Here is a 10,783-nt window from a genome sequence, read left to right as displayed (position 1 = left end):
GACGAACGCGCCCTGGGAGTGCTCCGCGACCTCGTCGAGGGTGAGTTCGCCGCGCAGGTCGCGCAACTTCGCACCGAGCCGACGCCGGCGCACCGTGGGCGTGCTCACGGGTTCCCCCTTCTCTCCGGTGAACTGCCCGACAGTCTGCCGTGCCGCCCCAACCCTCGCCACCGACTGACGACTTGTGCCGCAACTCTCTCGAGTCGGTGCGCAATTTTTCACATCATGCGGTACGTATTGCGATCGACTGTGCCGGGAAGGCACCATGAATCCGGGAAATACGAAAGTGACCGCACTCGCATGGCGAACCACCGTGCCTGCGTTGGGACATGCCCGTGAGGGGATCCACATGATCGAACGCCAGCGGAGCACCACGACCGAACCCCGTGCACTGCAAGTCGCCCCGCCGCCGGTCCTGTTACTGGCGAGCGAACCCCAGTCGGCCGGGGCGGCACGGCGGTACGTGAGTGACTTCATCACGCACCACCTACCGGACGCCTCCCGTGACCACATCGACGCCGTCGCGCTGGTCACCTGCGAGCTGGTCACCAACTCCTTGCGCTACGAGACCGACCCGGACGATCCAGTGCGGCTCGTCATCGACAGCGACGGCTCCCGGACCCGGGTCGAGGTGCACGACCCGCTGAGCCGCCACCCGCGGCTGCGGCCCATCTCCGTGGAGCGGGACCGCGGGCGCGGCCTGCTCATCCTGGACGCGCTGTGCTCGGGCCGCTGGGGCGTGGGCAACCTGCCCTGGGGCAAGTCCATCTGGGCCGAGGTCAGCGCCGTGTGAGGAACTGCCCGCCCCACGACGACGGCCGGTTCCGCGGCGATTCTCTCCCCTCCCCGCCACGGCACCGGCCGTCGTCGTACCCGCCCCCGGACACACCGAGTTGGCCCGCATCACGCTGTGTGGGCCATCTCTCGTCGCGGGCGGAGAACCCCTGGTCAGGGGTTTTTCAAGATTCAAGCGAGTGCCCCGAACGGCTGCTCTCCGGTGGCCGCGAGCGGACCGGGAGCCTAGCGTCGTACTAATATTTCCGGCTTGTACCCAGCCGGAGCCGGACAACCCCAGGCAGACCTGAGGGCCCGCCGGCACCCCGGAGGGTTCCGGGAACGAGACGCGAGGACCGGATGGCAGCGATTGACGAGAGCAGTGCTCTCGGCCTGCTCGACGAGGAGATCCGCGAGGAGTTCGGGAACACGGCGCGCTTCTCGGCCGGGGCGGCGGCGTCGCCGCGCACGCTCGTGGACGTGTTCGAGGCAAGTGTACGGGCCCATCCCGACGAGCCCGCCCTGGACGACGGCACCGCCCAGCTCTCCTACCGCGCGCTCGCAGTGGAGGTGGAGCGGCTGCGGCGACGGCTGGCCGGGGCCGGGATCGGACTCGGCGACCGGGTGGGCGTCCGGGTGCCGTCGGGCACCAACGACCTGTACGTCGCCGTGCTCGGCGTGCTCGCGGCCGGTGCCGCCTATGTCCCCGTGGACGCCGAGGACCCGGACGAGCGGGCCGCCCTGGTGTTCGGCGAGGCGGAGGTCGCCGCCGTGCTCGGCGCGGGTCTGGAGATCGAGGTGCGCCGCGCGGACGCCCGTACCGCCGGCCGTCCCGGCATCGGGCACGACGCCTGGATCATCTTCACCTCCGGCTCCACCGGCAGGCCCAAGGGCGTCGCCGTCACCCACCGCAGCGCCGCCGCCTTCGTGGACGCCGAGGCCGCGCTGTTCCTGACCGAGGAGCCGATCGGCCCCGGCGACCGGGTCATGGCGGGCCTGTCCGTGGCCTTCGACGCCTCCTGCGAGGAGATGTGGCTCGCCTGGCGCTACGGCGCCTGTCTGGTGCCCGTCCCCCGCTCCCAGGTCCGCAGCGGCGCCGACCTCGGGCCCTGGCTGGTCGAGCAGGAGATCACCGTGGTCTCGACCGTGCCGACACTGGCCGCGCTCTGGGAGCCCGAGACCCTCAACGACGTCCGCCTGCTGATCTTCGGCGGCGAGGCCTGTCCGCCGGAGCTGGCGCAGCGGCTGGTCACCGAGGGCCGCGAGGTCTGGAACACCTACGGGCCCACCGAGGCCACCGTGGTCGCCTGCGCCGCCCTGATGACCGGCGGGGAGCCGATCCGCATCGGACTGCCGCTGAACGGCTGGGAACTCGCCGTCGTGGACGACGCGGGCGAGCCGGTGGCGATGGGCGAGAGCGGCCAGCTGGTGATCGGCGGGGTCGGCCTGGCCCGTTACCTCGACGCCGAGAAGGACGCCGAGAAGTACGCGCCGCTCACGTCGCTGGGCTGGCAGCGGGCGTACCGCAGCGGTGACCTGGTGCGCGCCGACCGCGAGGGCCTGGTGTTCCTCGGGCGCGCCGACGAGCAGATCAAGCTCGGCGGCCGTCGGATCGAGCTCGGCGAGGTCGACGCGGCCCTCCAGGCGCTGCCCGGTGTCGCGGGCGCCGCGGCGGCCGTGCGGACCGCGCGCGGCGGCAACCAGCTGCTGGTCGGCTATGTCGTCACCCAGGACGGCTGGGACCAGGCGGCGGCCGTCGAGAAGCTGCGCGCCGAGCTGCCCGCAGCCCTGGTACCGCTGCTGGCGCCGGTGGCCGAGCTGCCCACCCGCACCTCGGGCAAGGTCGACCGCAACGCGCTGCCGTGGCCCCTGGAAGGCCTGGCCACCGGCGGCCCGGCCGAGCAGCTGTACGGCACCGAGGCGTGGCTGGCCGAGCAGTGGACCGAGGTCCTCGGCGCCCCGGTGAGCAGCGCCTCCGACGACTTCTTCGCGATCGGCGGCGGCAGCCTGTCCGCCGCCCAGCTCACCACCCGGCTGCGCACCCGCTACCCGAGCGCGGCCGTCCTCGACATCTACCAGCAGCCGGTGCTGCGCAAGCTGGCCCGCCGGCTGGAGGCGTCCGCGCAGGACGACGGCGCGCGGCGGACGATCGTGCCGGTGCCGCGCCGTGCCCGGTTCGTGCAGCTCATGGCGCTGCTGCCGCTGTTCACCCTGCTCGGGCTGCGCTGGACGCTGGTGCTGGCCGCCCTCGGCAACCTGCTGTCCGGATACGGCTGGCTGCCCACCGCGCCCTGGTGGCTGGTGGGTCTCGGGGCCGTGGCCCTGTTCACCCCGCCCGGCCGGATCGCGATCGCGGCCGGTGGCGCGCGGCTGCTGCTGCGCGGCGTGCAGCCCGGCCGGTACCCGCGTGGCGGCTCGGTGCACCTGCGGTTGTGGACGGCCGAGCGGCTCGCTGAGTCCGCCGGGGCGACCACGCTGACCGGGTCCTGGCTGGAACGGTACGCGCGGGCGCTGGGCGCCAGGATCGGTCCCGAGGTGGACCTGCACTCGCTGCCGCCGGTCACCGGGCTGCTCAAGGTGGGACGCGGTGCGGCCGTGGAGTCCGAGGTGGACCTGTCCGGCTCCTGGCTGGACGGCGACCGGCTGGTGATCGGCCCGGTCCGGATCGGCGCCCACGCGGTCGTCGGCACCCGCAGCATGCTGTTCCCCGGTGCCCGGGTCGGCAAGCGCGCCGAGGTGGCCCCCGGCTCGGCGGTCACCGGGCAGGTCCCGACCGGTCAGCGCTGGGCCGGCGCCCCGGCGGTCAAGCTGGGCAAGGCCAAGCGGAACTGGCCGAAGCAGCGGCCGCGGCGCGGTACCCACTGGCGGGTGATGTACGGCCTGACCGGTCTCGGGCTCAGTGCGCTTCCGGTGCTTTCCGGTGCCGCGGCGCTGCTGGTCGCCGGCCGTTTCGTGGCCCCCGGGGACTCGCCGGCCGAGGCGCTGCGGGGTGCGGCGTCCGCCCTGGTCCCCGCCACCCTCGCGTTCGGGCTGGCGTATGCCCTGCTGATCCTGGTCGCCGTCCGGCTGCTCAGCCCGGGGCTGCGGGTCGGTACGCATCCCACGCACAGCCGGGTCGGCTGGCAGGCGTGGACCGTGTCCCAGCTGATGGACCGCTCCCGCGACACCCTGTTCCCGCTGTACGCCGGTCTGGTCACGCCGGTGTGGCTGCGGCTGCTCGGGATGCGGATCGGGCGGGGTGCCGAGGTGTCGACCGTGCTCGCGCTGCCGAGCCTGACGACGGTCGGCGAGGGCGCGTTCCTGGCCGACGACACGCTGACCGCGCCGTACGAGCTCGGTGGCGGGTATGTGCGGATCGGCCGTGCGGAGATCGGGCGGCGGGCGTTCCTCGGGAACTCCGGGATGACCGCTCCGGGGCGCAGTGTGCCGGACGGCGGTCTGGTGGGTGTGCTGTCGGCGACGCCGAAGAAGGCCAAGAAGGGCACCTCGTACCTGGGGCTGCCGCCGGTGAAGCTGCCGCGCAGCGCGGCCGACGGCGACCAGAGCCGCACCTACGAGCCGCCGGCACGGCTGCTGTGGGCGCGGGCGCTGGTGGAGGCGTGCCGGATCGTGCCGGTGCTGTGCTCGGTGGCGCTGGCGGGGCTGACGGTCGCCGCGCTGTGTGCGCTGGGCGGGTGGGCGCCGGTGCTGTCGGGGGCGGTGCTGCTGGGCGCCGGTGCGGTGGCGGGCCTGGTCTCGGTGGTGGCCAAGTGGGCGCTGGTCGGGCGGCACCGCAGCGGGGAGCACCCGCTGTGGAGTTCGTTCGTGTGGCGCAACGAGCTGGCGGACACCTTCGTGGAGGTGCTGGCGGTGCCGTGGCTGGCCGGCTCGGTTCCGGGTACTGGGGTGATGACGGCCTGGCTGCGCGGGCTCGGTGCGCGCATCGGCAAGGGTGTCTGGGTGGAGAGTTACTGGCTGCCGGAGACCGATCTGGTGACCCTGGAGGACGCGGCCACCGTGAACCGCGGTTGTGTCCTGCAGACTCACCTCTTCCACGACCGGATCTTGCGGACGGATACTGTGGTTCTCCGTGAGGGCGCCACGCTGGGCCCTGGCGGGATCGTGCTGCCCGGCAGCACGATCGGGGCCCGTACCACCCTGGGTCCCGCGTCGCTCGTCATGGCGGCGGAGTCGGTCCCCGACGACACCCGCTGGCTCGGCAACCCGATCGAGGCATGGCGTCCCTGAGCGCGGGCCGTCCGACGGTGGCCGCGGGCGTCGGCGCACCGAGAGACGGTTCGAGCACAGCGCAGGGAGCGAACGCGGAAGTGGCAGTGCAGCAGTCAGCGGGTCCGGACCCGTACTTCCCGGACAACGGCGATGCCCGGTACCGGGTGCATCGCTATGAGCTCACGCTGGACTACCGGCCCGGACCCAACCGCCTGTCCGGCATGGCCCGGATCAACGCGATCGCGGGCCGCGCCGCACTGTCCGAGTTCCAGCTGAACCTGGCCGACTTCAAGATCGGCCGGATCCGGGTGGACGGCCGCCAGCCGCACTGGACGCACCGGGGCGGCAAGCTGCGGATCAAGCCCGCCAAGCCGCTGCGCGCCGGTGCCGCGTTCACCGTGGAGATCCACTGGTCGGGCAACCCGCGGCCGGTGAACAGCCCCTGGGGCGGGATCGGCTGGGAGGAGCTGACGGACGGCGCGCTGGTGGCGAGCCAGCCGATCGGCGCGCCCTCCTGGTTCCCCTGCAACGACCGGCCGGCCGACAAGGCGTCCTACCTGATCTCGGTCACCTGCCCGTCGGCGTACTCGGTGGTGGCCGGCGGCCGGCTGCTCACCCGGACCACCAAGGCGTCCACGACGACCTGGGTGTACGAGCAGGCCGCGCCGACGTCGAGCTACCTGGTGAGCCTCGCGATCGGCAAGTTCCAGACCGTGCTGCTCGGCGACCCGGGGTTCGGCGGGGTGCCGATGCACGGGCACATACCGGCCCAGCTGCTGCCCCAGTTCTCCCGGGACTTCGCCCGCCAGCCCGCGATGATGGACCTGTTCCAGCGGCTGTTCGGGCCGTACCCCTTCGACGAGTACGCCGTGCTCGTCGCCGACGAGGAGTTCGACGTCCCCGTCGAGGCGCAGGGGTTGTCGCTGTTCGGCGCCAACCACGTGGACGGGGCGCGGGGTTCGGAGCGGCTGGTGGCGCACGAGCTCGCGCACCAGTGGTTCGGCAACAGCGTGTCCATCGCGGACTGGCGGCACATCTGGCTGAACGAGGGGCTCGCCAAGTACGCGGAGTGGCTGTGGTCGGAGCGGTCCGGCGGCCGTAGCGCCCAGCAACTGGCGGCCGTCGCCCACCGGTTGCTGTCCGGGCTGCCGCAGGACATCCGGATCGCCGCCCCCGGCAAGAAGGCGATGTTCGACGACCGGCTCTACGAGCGCGGCGGGGTCACGATCCACGCGATCCGCTGCGCGCTCGGCGACGACCGGTTCTTCCACATGCTGCGGGCCTGGACGGGGCTGCACCGGGGCGGGGCGGTGACGACGGCGACCTTCACGGCACACGTCAACCGCTTCGCGGACGAGCCGCTGGACGGGCTGTTCGACGCCTGGGTGCACCGCACGGCGCTGCCCGCGCTGCCGACCCAGCCGCTCCCGGCGCGCCCGGCACAGCCGCCCACCAGTGCCGAGTCGGCGTAGGCGAAAATAGGCCCATGGCCCGACGTACCCCGCAGTCCCGGCGGCAGCCCGCCCCCGCACCGGCTCACGGCACCACCTGTCCCTGCGGACTCCCGGAGCCGTACGAGGGGTGCTGCGGCCGGTTCCACCGGGGCGAGGCGGCGGCGCCCACGGCGGAGCGGCTGATGCGTTCGCGTTACAGCGCCTTCGTCGAGCGGGACGCGGATTACCTGCTGCGGACCTGGCATCCGCGGACGCGTCCGCCAGGGCTGGACCTCGAACCGGCGATGCGCTGGACGGGTCTCGAGATCCTCGGGACGACCGACGGCTCGGCGTTCCACACCACCGGCACGGTGACCTTCCGCGCGTCCTACCGGGGCGGTTCCCTGCTGGAGCGCAGCCGGTTCGAACGGGTGGACGGGGCGTGGGTGTACGTGGACGGTGACTTCCCCGACGCGTAGCGGCGCTACGGCGCCAGCACGTCCAGTTCCTCCAGGGCGCCCACGGTGATCGCGCGGGTCAGCTGCTCGGCGCGGTCCGCGTCGCCCTCCCGTACCGCCTCCGCGAGTTGCACGTGCAGGGTGACGGCGGCCGGGGCCGGGTCCTCGAACATCACCTCGTGGTGGGTGCGGCCCGCGAGGACCTCGGCCACGACGTCGCCGAGCCGGGCGAACATCTCGTTGCCGGACGCGGTGAGGATCACCCGGTGGAACGCCATGTCGTGGACGAGGTACTGCTCCAGGCGGTGGCCGCGGGAGTTGGCCACCATGCCGAGCGCGCACTCGGTGAGTGCGGCGCACTGCTCGGCCGTGGCGTGCTTCGCCGCCAGGCGGGCGGCCACCGGCTCGATCGCGGAGCGCAGCACGGTGAGCGAGCGCAACTGGTGCGGGCGGTCGGCGCCGGCCAGCCGCCAGCGGATCACCTGCGGGTCGTAGACGTTCCACTCGGCCCTGGGCCGGACGGTGACGCCCACCCGGCGGCGGGACTCGACCAGGTGCATGGACTCCAGGACCCGGACCGCCTCGCGCATCACGGACCGTGACACCTCGAAGTGCTGGGCCAGTTCGTCGGTGCGCAGAACGCTGCCCGGCGGGTACTCGCCCGCGGTGATGGCGGGGCCGAGGGTGTCCAGTACGCGGCCGTGCAGCCCCCTGCCCGGTGTGCTCATGCACTCAGCGTACAGAGCGGATCACAGAGCCAAAAAGTCAGACTTATTTGTCACACGCTCTTGAATTCGTCGTACCTAATGGGCTTCAGTGAGGCCGACACCGGATGACGTCTGCCGGTGTCCCATGTCGAGGAAGACAGCGAGGCAGTGATGCGGACCCCCCACGTCATCGTCGTGATGGGCGTCGCCGGCACGGGCAAGACCACGATCGGTCCTCTGCTCGCCGCCCGGCTCGGCGTCCCGTACGCCGAGGGCGACGACTTCCACCCGCCGGCCAACATCGCCAAGATGTCGGCCGGACACCCGCTGGAGGACGCCGACCGGTGGCCGTGGCTGGACGCCATCGGCGCCTGGGCGCACGGGCGGGAAGGGCTCGGCGGGGTGGTCAGCAGCTCCGCGCTGAAGCGGTCGTACCGCGACCGGCTGCGGGCCGCCGCGCCCGGTGTGGTGTTCGTGCACCTGACCGGCGACCGCAAGCTCATCGCGGACCGGATGTCGCACCGGCAGGGTCACTTCATGCCGACCGCGCTGCTGGACTCCCAGTTCGCCACGCTCGAACCGCTGGCGGCGGACGAGCCGGGTGTCGCCGTGGACGTCTCGGGCACCCCCGAGGAGATCACCGCCCGGGCCGTCCGCGCGCTGGACACGCTTCCCGACCTCACCGCGCGGTAACCCGCGTCACCACTCCCCCAGTCGGCCGCACAACTACAAGGAACCCCCGTGACCAGACTCAGCGTCGAGATGCTGGCAGCGGACACCGTCGCGCCCATCACCTCGGCCGGACATGCCCGCCTGGGCATCGCCGCGCTTGCGGGCATCGCCGTCATCGTCCTGCTCATCACCAAGTTCAAGCTCCACGCCTTCCTGGCGCTGACCATCGGCTCGCTCGCGCTGGGCGCGTTCGCCGGGGCACCGCTGGACAAGGTGATCACCAGTTTCACCACCGGGCTCGGTACCACCGTCGCCGGAGTGGGTGTCCTGATCGCGCTCGGGGCGATCCTGGGCAAGCTGCTCGCCGACTCCGGTGGCGCGGACCAGATCGTCGACACGATCCTCGCGAAGGCGTCCGGGCGTGCGATGCCGTGGGCGATGGTGCTGATCGCCTCCGTGATCGGGCTGCCCCTGTTCTTCGAGGTCGGCATCGTGCTGCTGATCCCGGTGGTGCTGATGGTGGCCAAGCGCGGCCACTACTCCCTGATGCGCATCGGCATCCCGGCCCTCGCGGGTCTGTCCGTGATGCACGGCCTGGTGCCGCCGCACCCCGGCCCGCTGGTCGCGATCGACGCGGTGCACGCGAACCTGGGCGTGACCCTGGCCCTCGGCGTCCTGGTCGCCGTCCCGACCGTGATCGTCGCCGGTCCGCTCTTCTCCAAGGTCGCCGCCCGCTGGGTGGACGTACCGGTGCCCGACCGCATGATCGCCGCCCGTCCCTCGGAGGAGCTGGAGCGGCGGCCCGGCTTCGGCGCCACGCTCGTCACGATCCTGCTGCCGGTCGTGCTGATGCTGTCCAAGGCCCTGGTGGACGTCGTCGTCGACGACCCGGCGCACACCGTCCAGCGCGTCTTCGACGTCGTCGGCTCCCCGCTGATCGCTCTTCTCGCGGCGGTGATCGTGGGCATCTTCACCCTGGGCCGCGCCGCCGGGTTCTCCAGGGACCGAATCTCGGTGACCGTCGAGAAGGGCCTGATGCCCATCGCGGGCATCCTCCTCATCGTCGGCGCGGGCGGCGGCTTCAAGCAGACGCTGATCGACTGCGGTGTGGGCCAGATGATCCTGGAGATATCCAAGGACTGGTCGATCCCGGCGCTGCTGCTGGCCTGGCTGATCGCGGTGGCGATCCGGCTCGCGACGGGCTCGGCGACGGTGGCCACGGTCTCGGCGGCGGGCCTGGTGGCCCCGCTGGCGGCCGACATGTCGACCGCCCACACGGCGCTCCTGGTACTGGCCATCGGCGCGGGCTCGCTGTTCTTCAGCCATGTCAACGACGCCGGATTCTGGCTGGTGAAGGAGTACTTCGGCCTGAGCGTCGGCCAGACGATCAAGACCTGGTCGGTGATGGAGACGATCATCTCCGTGGTGGCGGGCGGCCTGGTCCTGCTCCTGTCGTTGGTGATCTAGCGGGCATGGCAGCGGCGGACCGTCCGCTACGGCCGCCACAGCGGATGCTCGCGCCCGGCCCACTCACGGCTCACCGACCCGGTGCGCAGACCCCGTCTCGCCTCCGGGTCGGCGAGAGCCATCCCGATGTGGCCGCCCAGGACGACGCCGATCGTCAGGGCCAGCCAGTCGTGGACGAAGGTGGCCGAGGTGCGCCACATCAGCGGGGTGAGGTGGGTGAACCACATCATCAGGCCGGTGGCGAGCATGACCAGGCTCGCGCCGGCGATCCAGTTCGCGTAGATCTTCTGCCCGGCGTTGAACTTGCCTGCCGGGCGGGAGGACGGCCGTCGGTCGCGGGCCAGGGCGGCGTGCAGCCAGAGCCGGTCGTGCGGGCCGAAGCGGTTCAGGAAGCCGAGGTCCCTGCGGAAGGCGCGGGAGGCGAGGCCGAACAGGACCGGGACCGGGAGCGCGAGACCCGCGCACTCGTGGATCCGGACCACCAGTTCGCGGCGGCCGACGAGGACCGCCAGCTGCGGGATGTAGAGGCAGGCGGCCGTCACCACGCAGATGCCCATCAGCGCGGCCGTCGTGCGGTGCACCCAGCGCTCGGCGGCGGTGAAGCGGTGCAGCCGGTCCGTGGCCGGCGGCGCCTCAGCTCGTAGGCTCATCGTCGCGTCCGTTCGACTTGCCGACCCAGGCGTCGACGTCGTAGCCCAGCTTCTCCCAGTAGCCCGGTTCCACCTTGTCGGTGACGGTGATGCCGGAGAGCCACTTGGCCGACTTGTAGAAGTACATCGGGGCGACATAGAGGCGGACCGGGCCGCCGTGGTCGTGGCCGATGGGTTTGTCCTGCATACGCAGCGCGACCAGGACGTCCGCCCGGCGCGCCTGGTCGAGGGTGAGGCTCTCGGTGTACGCGCCGTCGAAGCAGGTGAAGTGGATCGCCCTGGCGGTGTCCCGGACGCCGGCCAGGTCGAGCAGGTGTGAGAGGCGCACGCCTTCGAAGGGCGTGTCGGGCACCCGCCAGCCGGTCACGCACTGCACGTCCTTGACCAGCCGGGTCTGCGGCAGGGCCCGCAGG

Annotated in this window: 9 protein-coding genes; 6 read left to right on the top strand and 3 right to left on the bottom strand. The window is 72.3% G+C overall.

Features of this window, described 5'->3' with window-relative positions; all coding sequences use genetic code 11:
* Positions 1-349 precede the first annotated feature (349 nt).
* The 4 genes from ABZ646_RS29810 to ABZ646_RS29795 all read left to right on the top strand — a co-directional run bounded on the left by ABZ646_RS29810 (position 350) and on the right by ABZ646_RS29795 (position 6,895).
* On the top strand, positions 350-793 hold the full coding sequence (locus ABZ646_RS29810; RefSeq protein WP_360525448.1) for an ATP-binding protein: 444 nt from the start codon (positions 350-352) through the stop codon (positions 791-793).
* Between the two features lie 341 nt (positions 794-1,134).
* Complete coding sequence (locus tag ABZ646_RS29805) at positions 1,135-5,001, top strand: Pls/PosA family non-ribosomal peptide synthetase (protein ID WP_360525445.1); 3,867 nt, start codon at positions 1,135-1,137, stop codon at positions 4,999-5,001.
* 80 nt (positions 5,002-5,081) lie between these two features.
* Complete coding sequence (locus tag ABZ646_RS29800) at positions 5,082-6,455, top strand: M1 family metallopeptidase (protein WP_360525442.1); 1,374 nt, start codon at positions 5,082-5,084, stop codon at positions 6,453-6,455.
* A 14-nt stretch (positions 6,456-6,469) separates the two neighbouring features.
* On the top strand, positions 6,470-6,895 hold the full coding sequence (locus tag ABZ646_RS29795) for a YchJ family metal-binding protein (protein ID WP_360525439.1): 426 nt from the start codon (positions 6,470-6,472) through the stop codon (positions 6,893-6,895).
* A 5-nt stretch (positions 6,896-6,900) separates the two neighbouring features.
* On the opposite strand, the gene ABZ646_RS29790 is transcribed toward ABZ646_RS29795, so the two are convergent.
* Positions 6,901-7,602: a FadR/GntR family transcriptional regulator gene (locus tag ABZ646_RS29790; protein ID WP_360525436.1), complete on the bottom strand. Its 702-nt coding sequence runs from the start codon at positions 7,600-7,602 to the stop codon at positions 6,901-6,903.
* Positions 7,603-7,752: 150 nt separating this feature from the next.
* On the opposite strand from ABZ646_RS29790, the gene ABZ646_RS29785 reads away from it, so the two are divergent.
* Positions 7,753-8,274: a gluconokinase gene (locus ABZ646_RS29785; RefSeq protein WP_360525451.1), complete on the top strand. Its 522-nt coding sequence runs from the start codon at positions 7,753-7,755 to the stop codon at positions 8,272-8,274.
* Between the two features lie 48 nt (positions 8,275-8,322).
* Positions 8,323-9,720: a gluconate:H+ symporter gene (locus ABZ646_RS29780; protein ID WP_360525434.1), complete on the top strand. Its 1,398-nt coding sequence runs from the start codon at positions 8,323-8,325 to the stop codon at positions 9,718-9,720.
* A 26-nt stretch (positions 9,721-9,746) separates the two neighbouring features.
* Here the strand turns inward: ABZ646_RS29780 and ABZ646_RS29775 are convergent, their stop codons facing one another.
* Together ABZ646_RS29775 and ABZ646_RS29770 are read right to left on the bottom strand one after the other, a co-directional pair.
* The gene (locus tag ABZ646_RS29775) at positions 9,747-10,370 is read right to left on the bottom strand and encodes a cytochrome b/b6 domain-containing protein (protein ID WP_360525431.1); all 624 of its coding nucleotides are present in this window, start codon (positions 10,368-10,370) and stop codon (positions 9,747-9,749) included.
* Positions 10,354-10,783 (bottom strand): molybdopterin-dependent oxidoreductase (locus tag ABZ646_RS29770; RefSeq protein ID WP_360525428.1); only part of this gene is annotated, 430 nt, incomplete at its 5' end. The genes ABZ646_RS29770 and ABZ646_RS29775, both read right to left, overlap by 17 nt.

The organism is Streptomyces sp. NPDC007162 (assembly GCF_040634175.1).
In the GTDB taxonomy this organism is placed as follows: Bacteria; Actinomycetota; Actinomycetes; order Streptomycetales; family Streptomycetaceae; genus Streptomyces.
Note: the sequence above shows the minus strand (reverse complement) of the source record. Positions and strands in the feature narration are given on the sequence as shown.

What these genes read in the sequence shown, in the direction of transcription:
- ABZ646_RS29775 (WP_360525431.1), bottom strand. Translation starts at nt 10,370, where the DNA reads ATGAGCCTACGAGCTGAGGCGCCGCCGGCCACGGACCGGCTGCACCGC.
- ABZ646_RS29810 (WP_360525448.1), top strand. Translation starts at nt 350, where the DNA reads ATGATCGAACGCCAGCGGAGCACCACGACCGAACCCCGTGCACTGCAA.
- ABZ646_RS29795 (WP_360525439.1), top strand. Translation starts at nt 6,470, where the DNA reads ATGGCCCGACGTACCCCGCAGTCCCGGCGGCAGCCCGCCCCCGCACCG.
- ABZ646_RS29785 (WP_360525451.1), top strand. Translation starts at nt 7,753, where the DNA reads ATGCGGACCCCCCACGTCATCGTCGTGATGGGCGTCGCCGGCACGGGC.
- ABZ646_RS29790 (WP_360525436.1), bottom strand. Translation starts at nt 7,602, where the DNA reads ATGAGCACACCGGGCAGGGGGCTGCACGGCCGCGTACTGGACACCCTC.
- ABZ646_RS29805 (WP_360525445.1), top strand. Translation starts at nt 1,135, where the DNA reads ATGGCAGCGATTGACGAGAGCAGTGCTCTCGGCCTGCTCGACGAGGAG.